21 protein-coding genes are annotated in these 24,375 nt (G+C 63.4%); 9 read left to right on the top strand and 12 right to left on the bottom strand.

Annotated features, from left to right (window positions below; translation table 11 throughout):
* The first annotated feature begins 28 nt into the window (after positions 1-28).
* The 4 genes from IF103_RS21330 to IF103_RS21315 all read left to right on the top strand — a co-directional run bounded on the left by IF103_RS21330 (position 29) and on the right by IF103_RS21315 (position 3,004).
* Positions 29-304: a DUF493 domain-containing protein gene (locus IF103_RS21330; protein ID WP_023382524.1), complete on the top strand. Its 276-nt coding sequence runs from the start codon at positions 29-31 to the stop codon at positions 302-304.
* Entirely contained in the window at positions 304-951 is a 648-nt protein-coding gene (gene lipB / locus IF103_RS21325; protein ID WP_023382523.1) for a lipoyl(octanoyl) transferase LipB, read from the top strand. Before IF103_RS21330 ends, lipB begins: the two co-directional genes overlap by 1 nt.
* Positions 952-953: 2 nt before the next feature.
* Positions 954-1,970, top strand: a complete 1,017-nt coding sequence (gene lipA / locus IF103_RS21320) for a lipoyl synthase (RefSeq protein ID WP_238346504.1) — start codon at positions 954-956, stop codon at positions 1,968-1,970.
* A gap of 95 nt (positions 1,971-2,065) precedes the next feature.
* Entirely contained in the window at positions 2,066-3,004 is a 939-nt protein-coding gene (locus tag IF103_RS21315) for a S66 peptidase family protein (RefSeq protein WP_027907496.1), read from the top strand.
* 240 nt (positions 3,005-3,244) lie between these two features.
* Here IF103_RS21315 and IF103_RS21310 read toward each other — a convergent pair whose 3' ends face one another.
* From IF103_RS21310 to IF103_RS21290, 5 genes are read right to left on the bottom strand one after another with little or no spacing between them, the layout of a single operon-like run.
* Positions 3,245-4,309, bottom strand: a complete 1,065-nt coding sequence (locus tag IF103_RS21310; RefSeq protein ID WP_252189448.1) for a 2,3-butanediol dehydrogenase — start codon at positions 4,307-4,309, stop codon at positions 3,245-3,247.
* A gap of 54 nt (positions 4,310-4,363) precedes the next feature.
* Positions 4,364-5,470 (bottom strand): acetoin dehydrogenase dihydrolipoyllysine-residue acetyltransferase subunit, encoded by a 1,107-nt coding sequence (locus IF103_RS21305; protein ID WP_104883256.1) that lies wholly within the window; start codon positions 5,468-5,470, stop codon positions 4,364-4,366.
* Positions 5,467-6,489, bottom strand: coding sequence for an alpha-ketoacid dehydrogenase subunit beta (locus IF103_RS21300; protein ID WP_023382518.1), 1,023 nt, complete (start codon positions 6,487-6,489; stop codon positions 5,467-5,469). The genes IF103_RS21305 and IF103_RS21300 overlap by 4 nt, the downstream gene beginning before the upstream one ends.
* 32 nt (positions 6,490-6,521) lie before the next feature.
* The gene (locus IF103_RS21295; RefSeq protein WP_027907498.1) at positions 6,522-7,499 is read right to left on the bottom strand and encodes a thiamine pyrophosphate-dependent dehydrogenase E1 component subunit alpha; all 978 of its coding nucleotides are present in this window, start codon (positions 7,497-7,499) and stop codon (positions 6,522-6,524) included.
* 22 nt (positions 7,500-7,521) lie between these two features.
* Complete coding sequence (locus IF103_RS21290) at positions 7,522-8,577, bottom strand: ATP-NAD kinase family protein (RefSeq protein ID WP_023382516.1); 1,056 nt, start codon at positions 8,575-8,577, stop codon at positions 7,522-7,524.
* Positions 8,578-8,860: 283 nt separating this feature from the next.
* Between IF103_RS21290 and IF103_RS21285 the strand changes: the two genes are divergently transcribed.
* Positions 8,861-10,714 (top strand): sigma-54-dependent Fis family transcriptional regulator, encoded by a 1,854-nt coding sequence (locus IF103_RS21285; protein ID WP_186599076.1) that lies wholly within the window; start codon positions 8,861-8,863, stop codon positions 10,712-10,714.
* A 238-nt stretch (positions 10,715-10,952) separates the two neighbouring features.
* On the opposite strand, the gene accC is transcribed toward IF103_RS21285, so the two are convergent.
* The 6 genes from accC to IF103_RS21255 all read right to left on the bottom strand — a co-directional run bounded on the left by accC (position 10,953) and on the right by IF103_RS21255 (position 19,270).
* Positions 10,953-12,308, bottom strand: coding sequence for an acetyl-CoA carboxylase biotin carboxylase subunit (accC, locus tag IF103_RS21280; protein ID WP_023382514.1), 1,356 nt, complete (start codon positions 12,306-12,308; stop codon positions 10,953-10,955).
* A 17-nt stretch (positions 12,309-12,325) separates the two neighbouring features.
* On the bottom strand, positions 12,326-12,790 hold the full coding sequence (accB, locus tag IF103_RS21275) for an acetyl-CoA carboxylase biotin carboxyl carrier protein (protein ID WP_104881211.1): 465 nt from the start codon (positions 12,788-12,790) through the stop codon (positions 12,326-12,328).
* 100 nt (positions 12,791-12,890) lie between these two features.
* Positions 12,891-13,343: a type II 3-dehydroquinate dehydratase gene (gene aroQ, locus IF103_RS21270; RefSeq protein ID WP_008093086.1), complete on the bottom strand. Its 453-nt coding sequence runs from the start codon at positions 13,341-13,343 to the stop codon at positions 12,891-12,893.
* A 179-nt stretch (positions 13,344-13,522) separates the two neighbouring features.
* Positions 13,523-15,301, bottom strand: a complete 1,779-nt coding sequence (locus IF103_RS21265; RefSeq protein ID WP_202675659.1) for a protein-disulfide reductase DsbD — start codon at positions 15,299-15,301, stop codon at positions 13,523-13,525.
* A 169-nt stretch (positions 15,302-15,470) separates the two neighbouring features.
* A complete protein-coding gene (locus tag IF103_RS25520) occupies positions 15,471-16,250 on the bottom strand; it encodes a methyl-accepting chemotaxis protein (protein ID WP_390897592.1) in 780 nt (259 codons plus the stop codon).
* Positions 16,251-17,653: 1,403 nt separating this feature from the next.
* Positions 17,654-19,270: a diguanylate cyclase gene (locus IF103_RS21255; RefSeq protein WP_023382510.1), complete on the bottom strand. Its 1,617-nt coding sequence runs from the start codon at positions 19,268-19,270 to the stop codon at positions 17,654-17,656.
* Between the two features lie 249 nt (positions 19,271-19,519).
* Between IF103_RS21255 and IF103_RS21250 the strand changes: the two genes are divergently transcribed.
* From IF103_RS21250 to speA, 4 genes are all read left to right on the top strand, one after another.
* Positions 19,520-20,587: a DUF2333 family protein gene (locus IF103_RS21250; protein WP_023382509.1), complete on the top strand. Its 1,068-nt coding sequence runs from the start codon at positions 19,520-19,522 to the stop codon at positions 20,585-20,587.
* Between the two features lie 2 nt (positions 20,588-20,589).
* Positions 20,590-21,123 (top strand): NUDIX hydrolase, encoded by a 534-nt coding sequence (locus IF103_RS21245; RefSeq protein WP_023382508.1) that lies wholly within the window; start codon positions 20,590-20,592, stop codon positions 21,121-21,123.
* Positions 21,124-21,411: 288 nt separating this feature from the next.
* Positions 21,412-21,783: a translation initiation factor Sui1 gene (locus IF103_RS21240; RefSeq protein ID WP_023382507.1), complete on the top strand. Its 372-nt coding sequence runs from the start codon at positions 21,412-21,414 to the stop codon at positions 21,781-21,783.
* Positions 21,784-21,935: 152 nt separating this feature from the next.
* Positions 21,936-23,849, top strand: a complete 1,914-nt coding sequence (gene speA / locus IF103_RS21235; RefSeq protein ID WP_023382506.1) for an arginine decarboxylase — start codon at positions 21,936-21,938, stop codon at positions 23,847-23,849.
* A 79-nt stretch (positions 23,850-23,928) separates the two neighbouring features.
* Here the strand turns inward: speA and IF103_RS21230 are convergent, their stop codons facing one another.
* A complete protein-coding gene (locus IF103_RS21230) occupies positions 23,929-24,294 on the bottom strand; it encodes a polymorphic toxin type 44 domain-containing protein (protein WP_238546565.1) in 366 nt (121 codons plus the stop codon).
* Positions 24,295-24,375: the final 81 nt, after the last annotated feature.

Genomic DNA, 24,375 nt, shown 5'->3' with positions numbered 1-24,375 from the left:
TGCCACGGCTTACGAGGCCGTTTCCGCCATGAGCGAAGCTGACGTCAAGTCGCACAAAATCGAATTCCCCTGCGAGGATTACCCGATCAAGGTGATCGGCGATACCGTTGTCGGTTTCCGAGACACGGTGATCGAGATCCTCAGCAAGCACGCCAAAGTCGACCTCCAGACACTGGCCGAGCGCCAGAGCAAGGAAGGCAAGTACACCACCGTGCAATTGCACATCGTTGCCGAAAGCGAGAACCAGCTGCACGATATCAATAGCGCCCTGCGCGCGACCGGCATCGTGAAAATGGTGCTCTGATGCCGCGGTGTCTCGGTTTTCGCGATCTTGGCCTGCAGCCCTATGAACCGGTGCTGGAGGCCATGCGTCGTTTTACCGAGCAGCGTGGCCCGGACAGCCAGGACGAAGTCTGGCTGGTCGAGCACCCCGCGGTCTTCACCCAGGGCCAGGCCGGCAAGGCCGAGCACCTGCTGGTACCGGGCGATATCCCGGTGGTGCAGACCGACCGCGGTGGCCAGGTGACCTATCACGGCCCCGGGCAGTTGGTGGCCTACCTGCTGCTGGATGTACGTCGCCTTGGCTTCGGTGTGCGTGACCTGGTGAGCCGTATCGAGCGCACCCTGATCGACCTGCTGGCCAGCTACGATGTCCAGGCTGCGGCAAAACCCGATGCTCCCGGTGTCTATGTCGATGGAGCGAAAATCGCCTCCCTCGGCCTGCGAATCCGCAATGGCCGTTCGTTTCATGGCCTTGCTCTGAATGTGGACATGGACCTTGCGCCATTCCGCCGAATCAACCCCTGCGGGTACGCGGGGCTGGCCATGACCCAGCTGCGCGACCTGGCAGGTCCGATCGAACTCGACGAGGTCAGGACAAGGCTGCGCGGACAGCTGGTCAAGCACCTCGACTATGCTGAGCAGACGACCCTCACGGGCGGAATCGACTGAATATGACAACTGTGCAAGAAGCCGTGCCGAACCTGACTCCTACCCAGGATTCCACCCCGCGCCCCGCGCCGAAGAAGGTGGAAGCTGGCGTTAAACTGCGTGGCGCCGAAAAGGTCGCCCGTATTCCGGTGAAGATCATCCCCACCGAAGAACTGCCGAAAAAGCCGGACTGGATCCGCGTGCGTATCCCGGTTTCCCCGGAGGTCGACCGCATCAAGCAACTGCTGCGCAAGCACAAGTTGCACAGCGTGTGCGAAGAGGCATCCTGCCCGAACCTGGGCGAGTGCTTCTCGGGGGGGACTGCGACCTTCATGATCATGGGTGACATCTGCACCCGTCGTTGCCCGTTCTGCGACGTTGGCCATGGCCGACCGAAGCCACTGGATGTCGACGAGCCGAAAAACCTGGCCATCGCCATCGCCGACCTGCGCCTGAAGTACGTGGTCATCACTTCGGTGGACCGCGACGACCTGCGCGACGGCGGCGCCCAGCACTTCGCCGACTGCATTCGCGAAATCCGTGCGCTGTCGCCGGGCGTTCAGCTCGAGACCTTGGTCCCGGACTACCGTGGCCGCATGGACATCGCTCTGGAGATCACTGCGCAAGAGCCGCCAGATGTCTTCAACCACAACCTGGAAACCGTCCCGCGCCTTTACAAGGCCGCGCGTCCGGGCTCGGACTATGATTGGTCGCTGGACCTGCTGCAGAAGTTCAAGCAGATGGTGCCCCATGTGCCGACCAAGTCGGGCCTGATGCTCGGCCTGGGCGAGACCGACGAAGAAGTCATCGAAGTCATGCACCGCATGCGCGAGCACGACATCGACATGCTGACCCTTGGCCAGTACCTGCAGCCATCGCGCAGTCACCTGCCGGTTCAGCGCTTCGTCCACCCGGATACCTTCGCCTGGTTCGCCGAGGAAGGTTACAAGATGGGCTTCAAGAACGTCGCGTCCGGCCCGCTGGTGCGTTCGTCCTATCACGCTGACCAGCAGGCTCATGAGGCCAAGATCAAGCTCTGATCCTGTGTTGAGTCAGACATGCCGATGCGCGCCGAAAGGCGGCATCGGCATTTTTGTATGAGCATTGTCGGTGAAACACGGTAAGGAGTTACCCAGTGAACAGCGTTGAAACCTTCGAGTCCCGCTTGCTTGCCGCGTTGCCCGTAGGTGCTTGCTTCGCCGTGGTCGCCCCCGCCGGGCCGGCCCGGCTGGATGCGCAAAAAGCCGGCCTGTGGTTTGCCAGCCGGGGCTATCAGTCCCGTATCTATCCGAGCGTCAATCAGGCCCAGGGTTATCTGGCCGGCTCCGACCAGCGTCGCCTGCAGGACCTGCACGATGCATTCGCCGACCCTTCCATCCACGCCATTTTGTGCATGCGTGGCGGTTACGGCAGCATGCGCCTGCTCGACAAGCTCGACTTCGAGCTGATTCGGCGCAATCCCAAGCCGTTGATTGGCTACAGCGACATCACCGCGCTGCATACCGCCATCGGCCGTCACAGTGGGCTGGTGACCTTCCATGGGGCGATGCTCAACGCCGACCTGCTGGGCGCCAAGCTCGAGCCCACCGAATCTTCGCTACTGGCGCAGTTGAACGGGCGTCTGGCGGCGGGCGATGCCATCGTCCATCCGGCAGCCTACCCGTTGAGCAGTGTAGTGCCTGGCGAAGCCAGTGGGCGCTTGGTGGGCGGCAACCTGTCGTTGCTGGGGGCTACGATGGGTACCTTGGCCGAGGTCGATACCCAGGACAGTATCCTGTTCATCGAAGATGTGAACGAGCCACTGTACCGGGTAGATCGTCTGCTGACCCAACTGCGCCTGGCCGGCAAGCTCGAGGGCGTCAAAGGCGTATTGGTGGGGGACTTCGCCGGCGTTACGGTCGCCGCCATGACGCCGCTGCTGGAGGACATCTTCGCGCCGCTGGGTGTGCCTGTACTGGCCGGGTGGCGCAGCGGGCACTGTGACCCGAATGTGTGTCTGCCCCTGGGGGCGTGGGTGCAACTGGACAGCAGCAAGCAGACCTTGGTGCTGCAGCAGGACCTGTTCCGGTCCTGACCGCCATCGTCAGCAGATCATCCCTGCGGCCTTCAGCAGCGGCCTCGACGGGCAAAAGGGGCGCAACGCGCCCCAAGATCCTGATCGCCCAGTGCACCTAGGCTTTGTACGAAAAGCCTTGAAACTCGGTGATGCTGCGTCGAAAACAGCCTCGGAATGCTCATTTACAACCCGTAAACTCCGCTTCCTCGGCTGTTTTCGCCTTGCCTGACCTTCGTCCCAAGACTTTTCAGACAGACCCTAATGCCCGCCCGGTGAAACAATGATCTTCACGTTCTGCTCCTTGTTGTTCACCAATTCTTCGAAGCCGAGCTCGACAATTTGCTCCAGCCCGATTCGCCCAGTCACCAGCGGTCGAATATCCAGACGCCCATCGGCAATGAATGCGATCACATCAGCGAACTCGCCATTGTAGGCCAATGCCCCGATCACCTGTTTCTCGGTGGACACCAGTTCGAAGAAGTTGAACTCGCTGGGCTCCTCGAAAATACCCACCAACACGCACTTACCGGCCTTGCGAATGGCATCGATGGCCAGCTTGGCCGTGTGCTTGTTGCCGATGCACTCGAAGCTCACATCGGCCCCAAGCCCGCCAGTGAGCGCGCGAATCTCGGCCAGGGCATCGCACTGGCTGGGGTCGAGCACCACGCTGGCTCCCACTTCCTTGGCCTTGGCTTTGCGTGCCGAGGACATTTCCAGCGCGATCACCTGAGCCGCACCGGCAGCCTTGGCGCACATGATGGTGCAAAGGCCGATGGTGCCTGCGCCTACCACCACCACGTTCTGTCCCAGCAGGCTGCCGGCCTTCTTCACCGCGTGCATGCCCACCGCCAACGGCTCGATCAGTGCCCCGGCCTCCCGTGGGAAGCCCTGTGGCAACCGATACAGCAAGTTGGCGGGCACATTGACCCGTTCGGCGAAGGCACCGTTGTTCATAAGCCCGGTGAAGGCCAGGCGCTCGCAGATGTTGTACAGGCCATGGGTGCAGTAGTAGCAGCTCCCGCAATGCTGGCAGGCATCCGCCGCCACCGGGTCGCCCACGGCATAGCCTTCGACTCCCTCGCCGAGCTTGGCGATTTCACCGCAGAACTCGTGGCCGAGGATGCACTGGCCCTGGATGCCGGTCAGAGGATGCGGCGCCTCGACCGGGATGAACACTGGGCCCGCCACGTATTCGTGTAGATCGGAACCACAGATGCCGCACCAGTCCACCTTGATTTGCACCCAGCCAGGAGGCGGGTCGGCAGGCAGGGGGACCTGTTCGACACGGATGTCATGGCGGCCATGCCAGACGGCGGCGCGCATATGGGTGTGGCTCAGGTCATTCATGATGATTGTCTCCAGACTCACGCAACGGGATCAGTGCTTGCGCAGGAACGCCAACAGTCGTTCGTTGACCTGTTCGGCTGCCTCCATCTGCACCATGTGACCAACGCCAGGCACGACCAGGACCTCGGCCTCCAATCCTTCGGCATGGGCGGCTGGGATGATCGCGTCCTCGGCGCCCCAGACCACCATAGCCGGGTGCTGGCCAAGCACGCTACGCAGGTCGTACCGTTGCCGGTCACCTTCGGCGATGGCCGAGCGCAGCTGTCTCAGTGCCTGGTCCACGCCTTCCAGGCGCTTGAACTTGAGCATGTCCTCGAGCATCTGCCGGGTGACCAGCGCGGGGTCGGCGAACAGCTGGGTCAGCTGTGGCTTGAGGGCGTTGCGGTTGGCCGCCTCGACGAAGCCGTGAAGGTATTGCCCGTTGATCGCATCGCCCAGCCCGGCGCTGGCGACCAGGCTCAGGCTCGCCACCCGTTGCGGCGCCAGGCGCGCCACGTTCAGGCTGACCGCGCCGCCCATTGAATGCCCGGCCAGATGGGCGCGTGGGATGTCCAAATGGTCGAGCAGGGCGAGCACTGTCTCGCTCAGCTCATCCAGGTCGCCCCGCTGCAGTGCCTTGGCCGACTCGCCATGGCCAGGCAGGTCCAGCGCAATTACCCGGCGTTCGGCGGCCAGGGCCGGATGGTTGAACAGCCAGTTGTTGAGGTCGCCGCCGAAACCGTGAACCAGCAGCAGCGGGGTGCCACCTTCACCCAGTTCGAACCAGCGCAGCAGGCGGCCACCCACTTCGGCCTTCTGAGGTGCGGGCCCTTGAGCCTGGTCGGCGGCCCCTTCGGCGACGAACTCGGCCTGGAACTGCTGCACCACCGCGTCGATTTCAGCCTCGCTGGCCTGACCTTCCACCACCACGGCAAGCAACGCACCCACCGGCAGGGTTTCGTCGGGTTGGGCGATCAGGCGGCGTAACACGCCACTGAAAGGCGCCTCGACGCTGCTGCTGATCTTGTCGGTTTCAACGTCCAGCACTTCATCGCCCTTGTTGATCTCGTCGCCTTCCTGCTTGAGCCAGGCATCGACCCGGCCCTCGGTCATCGACAAGCCCCACTTGGGCATGGTCAGGGTATGGATCTGGCTCATGCGGCGCTCCTTGCAGCTTCGATTACCTTGCGCACAGCGGCCTCGATCTTCGCGGCATCCGGGATGTACAAGTCTTCGAGGGCGTCGGAAAACGGCACGGGTGTATGGGGCGCGGTGACCATCTCGATCGGGCCTTTGAGCGAGCCGAACGCTTTCTGCGCAACCAGTGCGCTAATGTCGGTGGCCATGGAGCAGCGCGGGTTGGCTTCGTCGATAACCACCAGGCGGCCGGTCTTCTCCACGCTTTCGAGAATGCTGTCTTCGTCCAGTGGGCTGGTGGTGCGCAGGTCCAGCACTTCGCAGTCGATGCCCTGACGAGCCAAGTTGTTGGCTGCCTCAAGCGCCACATGGACCATGCGCCCGTAGGTCACCAGCGTCACGTCGTCGCCGTCGCGCAGGAAGTTGGCCTCGCCGAAGGGCACCGTGTAGACCTCTTCCGGCACCTCGCCCTGCATGCTGTAGAGCAACTTGTGCTCGCAGAAGATCACCGGGTCGTTGTCACGGATGGCCTGGATCAACAGCCCCTTGGCGTCATAGGGCGAGGCGGGGCAGACCACCTTGAGTCCTGGGATGTGGGTCCACAGCGAGGTGAGCATCTGCGAGTGCTGTGCCGCCGCACGCAGTCCGGCGCCGTACATGGTGCGCATCACCAGCGGAGTGACGGCCTTGCCGCCGAACATATAGCGGAACTTGGCCGCCTGGTTGAGGATTTGGTCCAGGCAGCAACCAGCGAAGTCGACGAACATCAGTTCGCAGACCGGGCGCAGGCCTTGGGTGGCGGCCCCGACGGCGGCCCCGACATAGCCGATTTCCGACAGCGGTGCGTCGAGTACCCGGCCAGGGAATTGGTGGTAAAGACCTTTGGTCACGCCCAGCACGCCGCCCCAGGCATCGTCTTCGCCGGGCGCGCCGGCACCGCCGGCAACGTCTTCGCCGATGATGAACACGCTGCTGTCGCGACGCATTTCCTGGGCCAGGGCTTCGTTGATGGCCTGCTGGTAGCTGATCTTTCTTGCCATGGTGGTTCTCCTGTTGTTCTTGTTGTCCGGGCTCAGGGGTAGGTGACGTAGACGTCGGTGAGCAGGTCTGCAGGCTGTGGCTTGGGATCGGACTTGGCACGGCGCACGGCGTCTTCGATCAGGTCTTCGACGCGGGCGTCGATGGCGTCGAGCTGCTCGTTGGTAAGCAAGCCAGCGCGGGTGGTCTTGTTGCGGAACTGCAACAGGCAGTCGCGCTGTTCGCGCAGGTGCTTCACCTCGTCCGGGGCGCGGTAGGTCTGCGCATCGCCCTCGAAGTGGCCGTAGTAGCGGCTGAGCTTGACCTCGATCAGCGACGGGCCTTGCCCGGAACGGGCGCGTTCGATGGCGGCAGCGGCAGCCTCGTGCACGGCGAAGAAGTCGAAGCCATCGATGGTGACCCCGGGCATGCCGAAACCGGCGGCGCGGTCGGCGATGTGGTCGCAGGCCACCGACCAGGTCGAGGCGGTGGCTTCGGCGTAGCCATTGTTCTCGGCGACGAAGATGCACGGCAGGTTCATGATCGAAGCCAGGTTCATCGCTTCGAACACCGCGCCTTCGTTGGAGGCGCCGTCGCCGAAGAAGGCCACCGAAACGTCGTCGCGTCCCTTGAGCTTGGCGGCCAGAGCGGCGCCGGCCACCAGCGGGGCACCGGCACCGACGATGCCGTTGGCGCCGAGCATGCCTTTTTCCAGGTCGGCAATGTGCATCGAGCCGCCCTTGCCGCCGCACACGCCGGTCTTCTTGCCGTAGATCTCGGCCATCATGCCGTACACATCCACGCCCTTGGCAATGCAGTGACCGTGGCCGCGATGGGTGGAGGCGATGCAGTCGCTGTCGCGCAGGTGGGCCATGACCCCGGCGGCGGAGGCTTCTTCGCCAGCGTAAAGGTGGACGAAACCGGGGATCTCGCCGGTGGCGAACTCCACGTGCAGGCGTTCTTCGAAGGCGCGGATGGTACGCATCACTTCGTAGGCATGTAGCAACTGTTCGCAGCTCAGGTGAGTGGACATCTTGTTGTTCTCCAGGGTTGTCTCAACACGGGTTTGCAGGGTGCAGCCGATGACCGCGCGGGACGGCCAGCAGGTGGTGCCGTGCGGCATGGGCCAGCACGGCCTCGACATCCACGGTCAGGGGGCCTTGGTGATCGAGGGTAATGGTGGGGTTGTCGCCTTCGGCAAACTCGATTTCGCGCTCGCCGTCCAGGGCCAGGGTGCCGCTGGCGAGGCTCAGGCCATGGGGCACGCCGGGGGCCAGAAAGCCCGAAGCGGTGATGCCGCAACCTTGCAGCAGTCCTGGCGCCAGGGGGGCCAGCAAGGCATGTTCGGCGCCGGGGTTCAGGCGTACCCAGGCACCCTGCGCCGCGTGGCGCGACACTGGGCACCACAGGCCGCACAGGGACGAGAGGCCAATGGCATGGGGTTCGGCGAAGCAGGCAAAGACTTCGCTCAGGTCTTCGCTGCGGCTCAAGGCGCGGGCACCGACGAAGCGCTGAGGCGACACCGCGACTTCCACCAGGGCCCATTCACAGAGGTTCTGCCGCGCTACGTTCACCAGCAGGCGCTTGTTGCGGCGCAGGCTGATCGTGTTCGGCACTTGGCCGCTGGCGAACAGGCCTCCGGCCAGGCCGGCACTGGTGGCTTCGCGCAGCTCGGGGAAAGCGTTATTGGTGCCGGTGGACAGTGTCAGCAGCGGTACGTCCCCGGCATGGGCAGCAACCGCCTTGTGGGTGCCGTCGCCACCGAGCACGGCGATCATGGCCACGCCACGCTCGACCATCAGACGGGTGGCCAGGCGGGTATCGGCGACCGTCTGGGTCAGGGGCAGGTCGAGCAGTTCCAGTGCCGGCCAATGCTGGTCGCGAGCTATCGGGCCATGGCTGGCCTTGAGTACAGCGGCAGCGATACCCGTCATGTCCGTGGGCATCAGCACTTGGCTCACACCGGTGGCACCGAAGGCTGCGAGCAGTCGCTGGATGGCCGAGGCCTTGTCGGTGCTCGAGTAGAGCCCGGCGTTGGCGGTCAGGCGACGCAGGTCTCGGCCAGAGGCAGGGTTGGCAATGATCCCGACAGTCGGGGCAGGTTGCGGCATGGCGCACCTCGTATTCTTGTTTGCCAAGGCAAGAGCAAGGTGGGTGCCAGCTTTTTCGGGGTTGGCTGAGAAGCTTGCTCCAGAGCGGTTCCGGCGTCTTCCGGCGGGTGCCCTCGGTGGCACTGGCGAGACGCCCGGTGCCAGGGCTCGGCCGGTTTCGACGAGACGCTGAGACGCTGCGTCTCAAGCCTGCCGGTAATCACTCAGTGCTTGTCGGGGGATGTCCGGAAGCGCTTAATGGCCGGACAACGATAAAAACAGCAACGAGAACCGGAGGGCCTGAATGCTTGCCGCGAACTCCCGAGCCCATGTCGACTGCGTCAGCCGGGTGCTGAAGAATGCCGACCGCCTGCCGCAGGCACCGGTGCCGCCGCTGATTCTCGACTCATGGCGCCGTTCCATGGAGCTGTACCGCCTCGACCCAGGCTCCCAGCAGGGGCCGCGCATCCTTTCCCAAAGCGTGCTCAACGAATGCCGCGAACGTGCCGAACTGTTTCTGCGTATCGCCAGCGATGCCGTGGCGCGCCTGCATGAGCGTGTGCGCGGTGCCGACTACTGTGTGCTGCTCACCGACGCCCTCGGGCGCACCATCGACTATCGGGTTGAATCCGCTATTCGCAACGACTGCCGCAAGGCCGGGCTGTACCTGGGTACCTGCTGGTCGGAAGGCGAGGAGGGGACTTGCGGCGTGGCGGCCGTCCTGACCAGCAAGGCGCCGGTCACGGTGCACAAGCGTGACCACTTTCGCGCGGCCTTCATCGGCCTGACCTGCACGGCGGCCCCTGTGTTCGACCCCCAAGGGGAGTTGCTGGGGGTAGTGGATGTTTCCGCCCTGCAATCGCCGGACGACCGTCGTAGCCAGCACTTGATCCGCCAGTTGGTGGAGCAGACTGCGCGGGAGATCGAAAACGCCTTTTTCATGCACAGCGCCCAAGGCCATTGGGTGATGCGCGCTCATGGCACGCCGGGGTATGTCGAGAGCCAGCCGGACTACCTGCTGGCCTGGGATGCCGACGGGCGCCTGCGGGCGATCAACAGCCTGGCCCGCGAGCGCCTGCTGGCCCGCCATGGACGCTTGCCCGAGCACATCGGCGAGTTGTTCGACCTGGATCAGCTGCGCCGCGCCAACGAGGCCTCTGCCCAGCGGCTGCCGGGGTGGGGCGGTTTGTATGGCCGGGTGAGTGCGCCCCGGCGACGCGAGCCAGTGCGCGCCGTGCAGCAGGCCCAGGACCCTCGAATCGAGCAGCATTTGCGCCTGGCCACGCGGGTCAAGGACTGCAACCTTGCAGTGCTGGTGCAGGGTGAGACTGGCGCGGGCAAGGAAGTTTTCGCCCGCCAGTTGCATCAGCAGAGCCAGCGCTGTACCGGACCCTTCGTTACGCTCAACTGCGCGGCGATCCCTGAGAGCCTGATCGAGAGCGAGCTGTTCGGCTATGTGGCCGGCGCCTTTACCGGTGCATCGAGCAAAGGTATGCAAGGACTGTTGCAGCAGGCCGATGGCGGCACCTTGTTCCTCGATGAAATCGGTGACATGCCACTCAATCTGCAGACCCGATTGCTGCGGGTGCTGGCTGAAGGCGAGGTTGCACCTTTGGGCGCTGCACGGCGCGAGCGCGTGGATATCCAGGTGATCTGTGCCACCCACCGGGACTTGGCTGTGATGGTGAGTGAAGGGCGTTTTCGTGAGGACCTGTATTTTCGCCTGGCCAACGCCCGCTTCGAGTTGCCGCCGCTGCGTGAGCGCGATGATCGCTTGGGCTTGATTCACCAGTTGCTGGCCGAAGAGGCCAAGGCGTGTGGTGTCGAGGTGACGTTGGCCGACGATGCGTTGCAGGCGCTGCTGGTGTATCGCTGGCCGGGTAATCTGCGCCAGCTGCGGCAGGTGTTGCGCTATGCCTGTGCGGTCAGTGAAGGGGGGCAGGTGTGTCTGGAGAGCCTGCCACAGGAGGTGCGTGGCGATGCAGCGCCTTCGGCGGATGTCGGGACGTCGAGCCCGGCCCGGCAACTGTTGCTCGATGCCTTGATTCGCCATCGCTGGAAGCCGGCAGAGGCGGCGCGGGCGTTGGGGATTTCGCGAGCCACCCTGTATCGGCGGGTACATGAGCACCGGATCGAGATGCCGCGGATGAAGGGGTGATTTTGGGGCTGCCTTGCGGCCCCATCGTCGGCAAGCCAGCTGTTTGGGATCGAACGTCGCCTGCGCGGCGCATCGCCAGCAAGGCTCGCTCCTACGTTTGTTTTCAGTCAGTGGGTGGCGCAGACAGTCGTAGGAGCTAGCCTTGCTCGCGATGCGCCGCTCAGTCACCAACCCTCTAAAGACAACCCAAAAAAAACCCCGGCACATGTCCGGGGTTTCGGTACATCACGCTACGCGATCACTCCTGGCTAGCCAGTTTGTGCTCAAGGTAGTGGATGTTGACGCCGCCTTTGCAGAAACCTTCATCCCGCACCAGGTCGCGGTGCAGTGGGATGTTGGTCTTGATGCCGTCGACGACGATCTCGTCCAGGGCATTGCGCATGCGCGCCATGGCTTCGTCACGGTCCTTGCCGTAGGTGATCAGCTTGCCGATCAGCGAGTCGTAGTTCGGCGGAACCGAATAACCGCTGTACAGGTGCGAATCGACGCGAACGCCGTTGCCGCCTGGCGCGTGGAAGTGCTTCACCTTGCCTGGGCTCGGGATGAACTTCTTCGGGTCTTCGGCGTTGATACGACATTCCAGCGCATGACCACGGATGACCACGTCTTCCTGGCGGATCGACAGCTTGTTGCCAGCGGCGATGCTGAGCATCTCCTTGACGATGTCGATACCGGTGACCATCTCCGACACCGGGTGCTCAACCTGCACACGGGTGTTCATCTCGATGAAGTAGAAACGGCCGTTTTCGTACAGGAACTCGAAGGTACCGGCACCGCGGTAGCCGATCTCGATGCACGCATCGACGCAACGCTTGAAGACTTCCTGACGGGCTTTCTCGTCGATGCCCGGGGCAGGTGCTTCTTCCAGGACTTTCTGGTGACGGCGTTGCAGCGAGCAGTCACGGTCGCCCAGGTGAATGGCGTTGCCCTGGCCGTCGGACAGCACCTGAACTTCCACGTGACGTGGGTTGGTCAGGAACTTCTCCAGGTAGACCATCGGGTTGCCGAAGGCCGCACCGGCTTCGGTACGGGTCAGCTTGGCCGAGGCAATCAGGTCTTCTTCCTTGTGCACCACGCGCATGCCGCGACCACCACCGCCACCGGCGGCCTTGATGATCACCGGGTAGCCGACGTCACGGGCGATTGCCAGGGCAACCTCTTCGTCTTCCGGCAGCGGACCGTCGGAACCCGGAACGGTCGGAACGCCCGACTTGATCATCGCGTCCTTGGCCGAGACCTTGTCGCCCATCAGGCGAATGGTGTCGGCTTTCGGGCCGATGAAAGCAAAACCGGACTTCTCGACCTGCTCGGCGAAATCGGCGTTTTCCGCCAGGAAGCCGTAGCCAGGGTGGATGGCGGTAGCGCCTGTCACTTCAGCGGCAGCGATGATCGCCGGGATGTGCAGGTACGAATCTTTGGACGAAGCAGGACCAATGCAGACCGACTCGTCTGCCAGGCCCAGGTGCATCAGTTCACGGTCGGCCGTGGAGTGTACGGCGACGGTCTTGATGCCCAGCTCTTTGCAGGCACGCAGGATCCGCAGGGCAATTTCCCCACGGTTGGCGATCAGGACTTTTTCCAGCTTCCCAGACATCGTTGGCTCTCCGCGAATCAAACGATGGTGAACAGCGGCTGGTCGAACTCAACCGGCTGACCGTCTTCCACCAGGATGGCGTCGATAACGCCGCCGACATCGGCTTCGATGTGGTTCATCATCTTCATGGCTTCGACGATGCACAGGGTGTCGCCTTTCTTCACGGTCTGGCCAACTTCAGCGAAGTTCGGCGAGGTCGGCGAAGGCTTGCGGTAGAAGGTACCCACCATCGGCGAGCGAATCACGGTGCCTTTGAGGGCTGGAGCGGCGGCAGCGGCTTCGGCAACCGGGGCAGCGGCGGCAGCGACCGGCGCGGCAACAGGCGCGGCGGCAACCGGTGCCGGAGCGAAGTACTGCTGGCCGGCTGGGGCCTTGCTGTGACGGCTGATACGGACCGACTCTTCGCCTTCCTTGATCTCCAGTTCGTCGATGCCAGACTCTTCCAGCAGTTCGATCAGTTTCTTGACTTTACGGATATCCATTAATCATCAACTCCCAAGGTTCGGTCAGGGGGCGTAATTGAAAACGTGTTTGAAAACGTTTCTCTCGAACCCCGGCCCACTTAGGCCGAGGTCTCTATCATCAGGGCTGTGCGTTGGCAGCCAGTTGTTCCAGCGCGGACTCCAGGGCCAGGCGATAACCGCTGGCGCCCAGACCGCAGATCACCCCTACGGCTACATCGGAGAAGTAGGAGTGGTGACGGAACGGTTCGCGTTTGTGCACGTTGGACAGGTGCACTTCGATGAATGGGATGCTCACCGCAAGCAATGCGTCACGTAATGCGACGCTTGTGTGCGTAAAAGCAGCCGGATTGATCAGGATGAAGTCCACACCCTCGTTGCGTGCGGCGTGAATACGGTCGATCAGTTCGTACTCGGCATTGCTCTGCAGGTACTGCAGATGGTGGCCAGCGGCGCGAGCGCGCTGCTCCAGGTCCTGGTTGATCTGGGCCAGGGTCACGGCGCCGTAGTGGCCCGGTTCGCGGGTCCCGAGCAGGTTCAGGTTGGGGCCGTGGAGCACCAGTAGGGTTGCCATCTGCGGATTCCTTGAATTTGTAGGGCAATTCGACACAGCGCGGCGAGTGTGCCGCAAAGCGGGAGCAAGTGTCCAGTTCCCGGCAATAGCCAGCACGATGTCCGAGGTTCGCGCGAAGTATGTGACCAAATAATTCAATCTGGTCACTCTACTGAGGTTTTTTTACAGCCCGCGGGAAGTTATAGACCGAGTTTGCTGCGTACGCGCGCCAGAACCTGCGCAAAATCGCCGGCATTTATCTCGCCAATCACCCGATCAGCGGTAATTTCGCTGCCGTTCGCGGCAAAGAACATCAGCGCAGGCGGCCCGAACAGCTGGTAGCGGTCGAGCAGGCTGCGCTGTTCGGCATTGCTGTCGGTGATGTCGAAGCGCAGCAGGCGGAAGGCGCTCAGCTGTGGTTGCACGTGGGGCGCATTGAGCACTTCATGTTCGATCACCTTGCAGCTGATGCACCAGTCGGCATACCAGTCCAACAGCACCGGCTGGCCGGCGGCCTTGGCCTCGGCCAGCGCTGCATCGAGCGCGGCAGGGGTGGTCAGGGTTTGCCAGGCATCCGATTGAGTGGCGGGGCTGGTCGGGCCTGCACCGACGACCGCAGGCGGTGGCAGTGGGCGTAGCGGGTCGCCGCGTCCGCTCAGGGCGCCGTACCAGCAGGCCAGGGCGTACACCAGCAGCGCCAGGCCCAGCAGTTGTACCAGACGCTGGCGTGGTGTCTTGACCACGAACTCCAGGGCGCCGAGGAATAGCGCCACGCCGGCGGCCAGGAAACCGACCAGTAGCAAGGTGACCGGCCCCGGGAGAATGCGGCTGAGCAAGCCAATGGCCAGGCCCAGCAGCAATACACCGATGGCATTCTTCACCGTGTTCAGCCAAGGGCCACTCTTCGGTAGCCAGGCTGCACCGCCAGTGGCGACCAGCAACAGCGGCGCCCCCATGCCCAGGCCCAGGGTGAACAGTTTGAGTGCGCCGCCCAGGGCATCGCCGCTGGCGCTGATGTACAGCAACGCGCCGGCCAGCGGCGCCGATACGCACGGTGACACCAGCAGGCTGGACAGGACGCCCAGCACCGCCGCGCCCAGTAGCGAGCCGCCCCTGACACCATTGGCGAAGTTGTTCAGGCGGCTGCTCAGCGCCTGCGGCAGTTTCAGCTCGAACAGACCGAACATGGCCAGGGCGAACAGCACGAAGAACAGCGCGAACGGCACCAGTACCCATGCCGATTGCAGGCGCGCCTGCAAGTTGAGGCTGGCACCGAACACGCCCATCAAGGCACCCAGCGCGGCGAAGGAGGCGGCCATTGGCAACACATAGGCCAACGACAGGCTGAGCCCACGCCAGCCACCTACCTGGCCGCGCAGCACGACGCCCGAGAGGATCGGCAGCATCGGCAGCACGCAAGGAGTGAAGGTCAGGCCGATGCCGGCGAGGAAGAACAGTAGCAGCGATTTCCAGTTCCAAGCCTGGTCAGGGACTGGCGCGGTGGCGCTGCCGGTACCGTCGATGGTCAGGCGTTCGGTTTCCGGTGGATAGCACAGGCCTTTGTCGGCGCAGCCCTGGTAGCTCACCAGCAAGGTGAAGGCGCGCTGGTCGCTGGTCGAGCGCGGTATCTCGATGTCGAGCACGCCGTGGTAGACCTCGACATCGCCGAAAAACTCGTCGTGCTTGGGCTCGCCCTTGGGGATTCGTGGTGCGCCCAAGGCAATGTCGGCCGGCTCGCTGCGGAACTGGAAGCGGTGGCGGTAGAGGTAGTAGCCGTCGGTGGCGACGAAGCGCAACTTGATGGTCTGGGCGTCGCCCTGGATCAGGCTGAGCTTGAAGGCTTCATGGACAGGCAGGAAATCGGCGCTGTTGGACAGCGAGGCGGCACCGAGGGTGGCGCTGGGGCGGTTGTCGAGCAGGCCTGAGGCGAAGGCGGGGCTGGCCAGCAGCAGGAACAGCAGGAAAAACAGGCGGCGCATGGCGGACTCGCGAGGTGGAACGTGCTGGGCATGATAGCGGAGTTGATGGGCGTTGGGGGCGGGGGTTTGTCGGGATATCTTCAGCGTTGGGGGAGCGAGCGCCGCCGGCGCGGCGCATCGCGAGCAAGGCTCGCTCCTCCGGTTGTTTCGGGCCAGTTCGCGTGCGATCTCAGACCCTGAATGCCCCCACCGCCCGGTTCAACTCGCCACCCAGCGCCAGCAACTGCTCCCCTTGTTCGCGCCCTTCGCCGATGCGCTGCAGGTTGTCTTCGCCCAGGGCGTGGATTCGCTCACTGTGGTCGCGGATCTCGCCCACGGCGCCGCTTTGCTGGGCGGTGGCGTCGGCAATCCGGATGGCCGTGGCAGAAATCGTGCGGATCGCACTGACGATCTCGTCCAGCGCGCCGTCGGCGGCCTGGGCCTGGTCGGCGGTAGCCTCGGCATGTTCGAGCTGGGCCCGCATGCCCGCCACCGACTCACGCGCCGCCTGTTGCAGGCGGTCGATCAAAGCCTGGATTTCGCCCGTGGCGCCAGTGGTACGTTGGGCCAGTGAGCGCACTTCATCGGCGACCACAGCAAAGCCTCGACCCATCTCGCCGGCTCGGGCCGCTTCGATGGCGGCGTTGAGGGCCAGCAGATTGGTCTGCTCGGCAATCGAGCGAATAACCGTCAGTACACCACCAATGGTGGCTGACTCTTCGGCCAACTGCTCGATCATGCGGGCATTGCCGTGCACCTCGTCCACCAGTTCGCGCAAGCCCGTCAGGCTCTGGCCAATCACGGCCTGGCCCTGTTCGACGGCACGGCCGGCATCGCGGCTGGCATCGGCAGCCGAGCTGGCATCGCTGGCAACCTGCACGATGGTCGCTTCAAGCTCACCGAGCGCATCGCGAATCTGCCCGGTATCGCCCGCCTGGCGCTCGGCACCGTCGTGCAGGGCCGCACTCATCCCGGCTAGGGCATGGCTGCTGCCCGCCACCTGCTCGGCGTTGTGGCGGATGGTGCCGACCAGCTCCACCAGATACTGGCGCAGGCGGTTGAGCGATTCCTGTATGTCCTGCAGCTCCCGGTTGCTCTTGCCCAGGACGATGGCCTTGGCGAAGTCACCCTCGGCCCAGCGTGACAAGGCCGGCGCCAGGCTGGTGAGGGTGCGGGCCAGGCGGCGCTGCAGGGTATCGATGAGCAGGGCGATGAGCAGGATCACAGCGATCATCAGGCCTTGGATGATGCGCACTTCGTTGGCGATCGTGCCATGCTGGCTGCGCACTGCCGGCTCCACGGCGGCGATGGCCTGTTGGACGGCATCGAGGCGTTCGTTGGTATTGGCGGCCAGGACCGTGCGGCGTTCGATCAGCTCTCGGGTGCGCTGCAGTTCCGCGGGGTACCGGTTTAGCAGACTCAGCAACTCGCGTTTCAGGCCGACGGCAATGTCTTCCTGTTGCTCGCTGGCTTGGGTCTGCAGGCCCATCATGGCAGCGAAGTCATCGGCGCCGGATGCGGCGGCGCGAGTCACGCCCAGCAGTGGCAGGCTGTCGATGACCTGGGCCTGGGCGCGAATGAGCTGCAGCTCGCGATCGACTTCGTCGGCCAGTTCGGCGCGTCCACTGCTGACCAGTTTGTCCCGGGCCAACGACAGGCGGCCCAGGTGCAGCGTGGCGTCGAGGATCGGCGTCAGGTAATGCTCGGCTTCGGCGCTCGCGCTGTCGCGGGCATAGCCTGCCAATTGTTCGAGGTTCGCCCCCAGTTCGCGTTCGGCTTGCAGCAGCAAGGCCTGTGGGTCGCCGGCCAGCTTGCCGGCGGCAAGCAGTTCGTTGCGGGTGAAGGCCTGAAGGCTGCCAAGGCTTGGGCGCAGTCGGCCAGCCAGGTCTTCCGGCCACTCGGCGAGGGCGGCCTGCAACTGGGTATTGGCTTGCACGGCCGCCGCGTGGCGCAATGCGTCACCGCTGCCGAGGTAGGCCTGGATATTGCCCACGGCGTCGTTCTGGAACTGCCGCGACAGGCCAAGGTAGCGCTCCATCAACTGGTAGGGACGTTCCAGGGCGCGTTGCGACCACCACAGGGTCGCGCCCAGGGCGATACACACGGTCACCAGCAACAAGGTGTTGAAATTGGTCAGCCACTTCAGGCGCATAGCCGCGAACTTCCTGCGGGGGAGTGGAGAGGTAGGTGCCTGAAGTTATTGCGGTTTTGTGACGTGGTGATGACGACGGGGCGGCGTGGCACAAAAAAAAGTGGCACAGTGCCGGCATTGGTTTTGGCCGTGCCGACGCCTTCACGGGTGAAGCCGCTCCCACAGGGACTGCTGCGAATTCAAGGTCGGTGCGAAGGGCACAGCACAGGCAAAGCCCTGCCTCAGGGCTCCACGCGCACCACACAATTGCGTCCGGCATGCTTGGCGCGATATAGCGCCTCATCGGCGGCGCTGGCCATGGTCAGCGCATCCAGGTCGTCGTCGAGTTGAACCACACCTGCACTGAACGTGCATTGCAGGTCGTGGGGCTGCGCGGGGTAGAGAATCTCGGCAAAGCGCCTGCGGATTTCATCGAGCACCTTGTGCGCCGCCTCCAGGCCAGTGTTAGGCATCACGATGGCGAATTCCTCGCCGCCGTAGCGGCCGATGAAATCGGTCTTGCGCAGACGTTGCTTGAGAAACAGCGCCAGGCTCTTGATTACCCGGTCGCCCATGGGATGGCCGTGGCGGTCGTTGATCTTCTTGAAGTGGTCGATGTCGAGCATGGCGAAGCTCAACGGCTGCTCTTCGCGGCGCGCGCGGAAGCTGCAGTCTTCGAGCAATTGCAGGATGTGCGTGTGGTTGTACAGCCCGGTCAGGCTGTCGCGGACCATGCGCGCTTTCAGGTGACGGGCACGGGCGGCGCGGTTGCGCACGGTGGTGATCAGGTGGCGCGAGCGGATCGGCTTGGTCAGGAAGTCGTCGCCGCCTTCGCTCATGGCATCGAGCTGCTTATCCAGGTCGTCCTCGGCCGACAGGTAGATGATCGGCACGCTCACATAGCGGTCGTTATGTCGGATCACCTTGGCCAGCTCGGTGCCGGTGCAGGCCGGCATGTACATGTCGAGGATCACCAGGTCGGGCTGGAAGTCGGCCAGCTCGGCCATGGTCCGGATCGGATCGTTCAGGCTGCGGGTGATCATGCCGGCGCTGTTGAGCAGGCGTTCGGTGTGCAGGGCCTGGGCGCGTGAGTCGTCGATGATCAGCACGCGAAACGGGTCGTACTGGGTGGCGCTGGTCAGCAGCTCGACTTTCTCCAGCAGGCTGGAGGCCTCAAGGGTGCCGGTGAGAAACTCCTGGCCTCCGGCGCGCACAGCGGCCAGCCGGGTCGGCGTGTCGGTTTCCTGATGGCTGAAGAACAGCAGCGGGATGTGTTGCTCCAGGCCCTGCTGGGCCTGAGCAGCCAGTTGCAGGCCCAGACCTGGGCCGGTGAAGTCGACATCCATGACAATGGCTGACGGTAGGCGCTCTTTCATCGAGGCCTGGAAAGCGTCTGCACTGAACAGGGCTTCGACGCCCAGGCCGAAGAACTCCAACTGCTGGGCCAGGCGCTCGGCCCGGTCATGGTCCTGCAGCAGGATGTACACCGGCTTGCGCAAGGGCGGCAGGGGCACTTGGTCGAGTTGGTCGCCCTTGCGCAGCCCGGTGCGCGACAGACGTTGCATCAGGCGGTTGAGCTCGCCGATCAGTTGTGAGTTGAGCCGTGCGCTGTTGGCTTCGATGGCCTGCAGGGTCTGGCCAATGGCGGTCGACAGGTCGCTGTGCTCAGGCTGCTCGAAGCGTTCGGCGTAGCGTTGCAGGCGTAGGTTGGCCTCGCACAGTTCGCCCAGGTCGCCGTCCGACCATTCGCCACGCTGCAGACGCTGCCAGATCTCGAGGATCTGCCTGGCCTGGAGGATCACACGCTGGGCGAAGTGCTGCTTGAGACGCTCGTGGCTCGGCTCGGCTGTTTGGCTCATGTCCTGACTACTTATTAGTTGGGGATGTGCAGGTGCAATGATGGCTCTATGCTAGCAGTTCTTTTCCGACGAGTGAGTGCCCTGAATCAACAAAGGGTTCCGAACGAATATTCAGTTACTGACTCATTGGTCGCTTATGCGTACGGCGGTGTCTGCTTTATAGTGCAGCCACGCGGGCTTGCCGTGGCACCCTGGCGCAGGCCTGTGGTCCAAGCCCCTGAACCGTCGTGACTGATTAAGGACAAAGCCATGCTGGATTGGAAAAACCGCGAGGCCAAAGCCGAGCCCCGCGAGCGTGTCGATGGTCGCGGTGCTGCGGCCCGCAGCTACCTTGGTGGCCTCTGGAGCCGTGCGCTGGGCACGTTGATTGGCCTTTACCTGCTGGTCTGCATTGGCCTTGGTTGGTACTGGAGCCAGGAGCCCGAACTGTTCCCGGTGCAGCAGAACGCCCAGGCGGCGGCCGAGAAGAATGGCCAGCAGATGGTCGTTGGCTACACCACCATCGAAACCCTCAAGACGGTCGCGCAGACCTTGCTGGACAAGCCGGGCGGCTACATTTCCAACGACCGCTTCCCACCGGGGCTGTGGATGGACAACATGCCGAGTTGGGAATACGGCGTGCTGGTCCAGGTGCGCGACCTGTCGCGCGCACTGCGCAAGGACTTCGCCCGTTCGCAGTCGCAATCCACCGAAGACGCCGACTTGGCCAAGGCCGAGCCGCGCTTCAACTTCGACAACAAGAGCTGGATCCTGCCATCGAGCGAGTCGGAGTTCGAGGAAGGCATCAAGTCGCTGAGCCGCTACCAGGCTCGCCTGGCCAAGGGTGATCAGGGCGCGATCTTCTATACCCGTGCCGACAACCTCAACAACTGGCTGGGTGACGTGGCGACCCGTCTGGGTTCGCTGTCCCAGCGCCTGTCGGCCAGTGTCGGCCGGGTCAAGCTCAACAGCACCCTGAAGACCGAGTCGGTGCAGCCCGGCCAGGCGCCGCAGGTTGACGAGGAACTGGTGGAAACGCCTTGGCTGCAGATCGACAACGTGTTCTACGAAGCCCGTGGCCAGGCCTGGGCGCTGTCGCATCTGCTGCGTGCCATCGAGGTGGACTTCGCCGATGTACTGGCGAAGAAGAACGCTACCGTCAGCGTCCGCCAGATCATCCGTGAACTGGAGGCGTCCCAGGAGGCGCTGTGGAGCCCGATGGTGCTCAACGGCAGTGGCTTCGGCATGTGGGCCAACCACTCGCTGGTGATGGCCAACTATATCTCCCGAGCCAACGCAGCGGTGATCGACCTGCGTCAGCTGCTGTCCCAGGGCTGATCATGGCCATCGATCCCAAGGAGGCTGCCCACCGGGCAGCTTCCGACCGTGAGCTGGTCGCCTGGGTGGACGAAGCCGATCAGGTCCTCGGCGCCTTGCCCAGGGCTCAGTTGCGTGAGCGCGGCCTGATCGGTCGCTGCACCTTCATCCTGCTGTTCAACAGTGCCGGTGAACTGTGCGTGCACCGCCGTACCCTGAGCAAGGCGCTCTACCCAGGCTACTGGGATGTGGCGGCAGGCGGCATGGTGACGGCTGGAGAGGCGTATGCCGAGTCCGCCGCGCGAGAGCTGGCCGAAGAGTTGGGGATCGAAGGCGTCGACTTGCGCTTCCATGAGCGGTTCTACTTCGACCAGCCGGACAACCGCTTGTGGTGCGCGGTGTATTCGGCGGTGTCGGATGCGCCGTTGCGCTTGCAGCCGGAAGAAGTGATAGAGGCGAAGTTCGTTCGCATCGAGCAAGCGGAGGCCGAGAGCCTGAGCAAGCCCTATTGCCCGGACTCGCTGGCGGCGTTGCAGCGCTACAAGGCCAGTCTCTGAGGTAGGCTTCCCGGTGCTGGCCTTTTCGCGGGTTAACCCGCTCCAGCAGGTGATTCACTGCCAGTGAGTCCAGTGAAATAGCCGTTGCAGCGGGCTTGCCTGCGAGGGGTCGCAAAACATTCGAAAAATGGCGCATTCCAGTACTTAGCAAACGCCGGTTTTATCGTTACACTGCGCGCCCTTTTCGGGCTGCCGCAGGTCTTGTGGCAGTAGCGCCGCCCCTGCCAGAGTGGGGCTTCGCGGTCGGCTCCCGTCGACCAGTTTTTGTCCTCAGCAAGAGGAACAAAAGTGGCCAAGAAAGCTTCTTCCTTCTCCGCCCTTGGCGGTCTCGTGTACTCCACCGATTCCGGTCGGCATTGCCCCGACTGTGGCCAGCCGGTGGACGCCTGCACCTGTAAGCAATCCGTCATCCCCGAGGGGGACGGTATCGCCCGCGTTCGTCGTGAAAGCAAAGGCCGTGGCGGCAAGACCGTGACCACCGTCACCGGCGTCCCGCTGCCGCTCGACCAGCTCAAGGAGCTGGCCTCCACCCTCAAGCGCCGATGTGGTACCGGTGGCGCCTTGAAAGAGGGCGTGATCGAGATCCAGGGCGATCACGTCGAGTTACTCATCGGCGAGCTGACCAAGCAAGGCTTCAAGGCGAAGAAATCCGGCGGTTGATACGGCCGCGCGATTTTTTCCCCAGCGCTTTCTAAACTCGTTTCCGTAGCAGGGGTCTATCCCTGAATACGGAATAATCGTCATTTTCAGCTTTTACACTGCGCCCGCCGCCTCGTGGGGCAGTGTCTTCGACTTATCTATAGGGGACGTGAATGTCCGTACGACGCACACGCAAAGACGATGGTAGCCAATGGACCGTGGCCGACAGCCGCAGTGTTTATGGCATCCGCCATTGGGGCGCTGGTTATTTCGCCATCAATGAAGCCGGGCGCGTCGAAGTGCGCCCCAACGGGCCGAGCAGTGCCCCGATCGACCTGTTCGAGCAAGTCCAGGAGCTGCGCCAGAGCGGCCTGTCGCTGCCACTGCTGGTGCGCTTCCCAGACATTCTGCAGGACCGCGTGCGCCAGCTGACCGGCGCCTTCGACGCCAACATCGCGCGCCTTGAGTACCAGAGCAAGTACACCGCGCTGTACCCGATCAAGGTCAACCAGCAGGAAGCGGTGGTGGAAAACATCATCGCCACCCAGAACGTGTCCATCGGCCTTGAGGCCGGCTCCAAGCCCGAGCTGCTGGCGGTGCTGGCGCTGGCGCCCAAGGGCGGGACCATCGTCTGCAACGGCTACAAGGACCGTGAGTTCATTCGCCTGGCGCTGATGGGGCAGAAACTCGGCCACAACGTGTTCATCGTCATCGAGAAAGAGTCCGAAGTGGCTCTGGTGATCGAGGAGGCCGCCGAGCTCAAGGTCAAGCCTCAGGTAGGCCTGCGCGTGCGTCTGTCGTCGCTGGCATCGAGCAAGTGGGCAGACACGGGTGGCGAAAAGTCCAAGTTCGGTTTGTCCGCGGCCCAGCTGATCTCGGTGGTTCAGCGTTTCCGCGACGCGGGCCTGGACCAGGGCATCCGCCTGCTGCACTTTCACATGGGGTCGCAGATCGCCAACCTGGCCGACTACCAGCACGGTTTCAAGGAAGCCATCCGTTACTATGGCGAACTACGGGCCCTGGGCCTGCCGGTCGACCATATCGACGTCGGCGGCGGCCTGGGTGTCGACTACGACGGCACTCACTCGCGCAATGCCAGCTCCATCAACTACGACATGGATGACTATGCCGGCGTGGTGGTGGGCATGCTCAAGGAGTTCTGCGACGCGCAGGGCCTGCCACACCCGCACATCTTCTCCGAGAGCGGCCGTTCGCTGACCGCGCACCACGCCATGCTGGTGATCCAGGTGACCGACGTCGAGAAACACAACGACGACGTGCCGACTATCGAGAACAAGGAGTCGTTGCCGGAGACCGTGCAGTGGCTGGCCGACCTGCTTGGCCCGACCGACATCGAGATGGTGACCGAGACTTACTGGCGCGCCACCCACTACATGGGTGACGTGGCAGCGCAGTATGCCGATGGCAAGATCAGCCTGGCCGAGAAAGCCCTGGCCGAGCAGTGCTACTTCGCCGTGTGCCGTCGCCTGCACAACTCGCTCAAAGCCCGCCAGCGCTCGCACCGCCAAGTGCTGGACGAGCTCAACGACAAGCTGGCCGACAAGTACATCTGCAACTTCTCGGTGTTCCAGAGCCTGCCGGATACCTGGGCCATCGGCCAGGTGCTGCCGATCATTCCGCTGCATCGCCTGGATGAAGAGCCGATGCGTCGCGCGGTGCTGCAGGACCTGACCTGCGATTCCGACGGCAAGATCAACCAGTACGTCGACGAGCAGAGCATCGAGACCAGCATGCCGGTGCATGCGGTCAAGGAAGGCGAAGACTACCTGCTGGGTGTGTTCCTGGTCGGCGCCTACCAGGAGATCCTGGGCGACATGCACAACCTGTTCGGTGACACCGACTCGGTGAACATCTATCAGAATGCCGATGGCAGCGTGTACCACGCCGGTATCGAGACCCACGACACTATCGAGGACATGCTGCGCTACGTGCACCTGTCGCCGGAGGAGTTGATGACCCACTACCGCGACAAGGTGGCCAGCGCCAGGATCAGCGCCCGCGAGCGGACCCAGTTCCTCGATGCGCTGCGTCTTGGCCTGACCCGGTCGTCATACCTGTCGTCCTGATCGCCAGGGGCCGCTCCTGCCCTGTGTGGGGCGGGAGCGGCCTTGCGTCGCGAAAGGGCTGCGTAGCAGCCCCAACTGCCTATACACAACAACCCTGCTCAGTACGGGCTTTGAGTCTGTGCTGAGCATCCATATGCCTTGTCCGACGGCAAGTAGAAGCAAGACTGCTATCAGGCACTGAGTAGCCCCTTGACTTCGCATACTCAATACCTGCTTTGATCCATGCCTGATCTTCGGGGGCGTCTCCATAAGGGGCATCATTGCACCACGATCCAAATGCCGAATTGCAGGTGCCAGCCCGACGCTGTGCCCATCCAGCACCTCTCAACAAGAATTCTTGCGATAGACCTGCGGCGGTTCCCGTAGCTCCGTAATTGAAGTTGCCAAAGGCTTCGTACTGCCTTCCTTGCTGTTTATAGTCCCACTCACCTCGATTTCTGACCATCGAGTAAAACCACGGCACTAGAAAAGCACTGCCGCCGTTTTTAAAGTAGTTACGCGCCTTGCTGGCAGCATTCATGTCGCT

It is taken from the genome of Pseudomonas sp. SK2, from assembly GCF_016772395.1.
Lineage (GTDB): Bacteria > Pseudomonadota > Gammaproteobacteria > Pseudomonadales > Pseudomonadaceae > Aquipseudomonas > Aquipseudomonas taiwanensis.
This window is presented reverse-complemented; position numbering and strand designations above follow the sequence as displayed.

Coding starts and splice junctions, on each gene's coding strand:
- IF103_RS21250 (WP_023382509.1), top strand. CDS start 19,520: ATGCTGGATTGGAAAAACCGCGAGGCCAAAGCCGAGCCCCGCGAGCGT.
- IF103_RS21305 (WP_104883256.1), bottom strand. CDS start 5,470: ATGAGCCAGATCCATACCCTGACCATGCCCAAGTGGGGCTTGTCGATG.
- lipA (WP_238346504.1), top strand. CDS start 954: ATGACAACTGTGCAAGAAGCCGTGCCGAACCTGACTCCTACCCAGGAT.
- IF103_RS21290 (WP_023382516.1), bottom strand. CDS start 8,577: ATGCCGCAACCTGCCCCGACTGTCGGGATCATTGCCAACCCTGCCTCT.
- IF103_RS21330 (WP_023382524.1), top strand. CDS start 29: ATGAGCGAAGCTGACGTCAAGTCGCACAAAATCGAATTCCCCTGCGAG.
- IF103_RS21255 (WP_023382510.1), bottom strand. CDS start 19,270: ATGAGCCAAACAGCCGAGCCGAGCCACGAGCGTCTCAAGCAGCACTTC.
- accC (WP_023382514.1), bottom strand. CDS start 12,308: ATGTCTGGGAAGCTGGAAAAAGTCCTGATCGCCAACCGTGGGGAAATT.
- IF103_RS21310 (WP_252189448.1), bottom strand. CDS start 4,309: ATGCGCGCCGCCGTCTGGCATGGCCGCCATGACATCCGTGTCGAACAG.
- accB (WP_104881211.1), bottom strand. CDS start 12,790: ATGGATATCCGTAAAGTCAAGAAACTGATCGAACTGCTGGAAGAGTCT.
- IF103_RS21300 (WP_023382518.1), bottom strand. CDS start 6,489: ATGGCAAGAAAGATCAGCTACCAGCAGGCCATCAACGAAGCCCTGGCC.
- IF103_RS21230 (WP_238546565.1), bottom strand. CDS start 24,294: ATGGTCAGAAATCGAGGTGAGTGGGACTATAAACAGCAAGGAAGGCAG.
- speA (WP_023382506.1), top strand. CDS start 21,936: ATGTCCGTACGACGCACACGCAAAGACGATGGTAGCCAATGGACCGTG.
- lipB (WP_023382523.1), top strand. CDS start 304: ATGCCGCGGTGTCTCGGTTTTCGCGATCTTGGCCTGCAGCCCTATGAA.
- IF103_RS21285 (WP_186599076.1), top strand. CDS start 8,861: ATGCTTGCCGCGAACTCCCGAGCCCATGTCGACTGCGTCAGCCGGGTG.
- IF103_RS21295 (WP_027907498.1), bottom strand. CDS start 7,499: ATGTCCACTCACCTGAGCTGCGAACAGTTGCTACATGCCTACGAAGTG.
- IF103_RS21265 (WP_202675659.1), bottom strand. CDS start 15,301: ATGCGCCGCCTGTTTTTCCTGCTGTTCCTGCTGCTGGCCAGCCCCGCC.
- IF103_RS21245 (WP_023382508.1), top strand. CDS start 20,590: ATGGCCATCGATCCCAAGGAGGCTGCCCACCGGGCAGCTTCCGACCGT.
- aroQ (WP_008093086.1), bottom strand. CDS start 13,343: ATGGCAACCCTACTGGTGCTCCACGGCCCCAACCTGAACCTGCTCGGG.
- IF103_RS25520 (WP_390897592.1), bottom strand. CDS start 16,250: ATGAGTGCGGCCCTGCACGACGGTGCCGAGCGCCAGGCGGGCGATACC.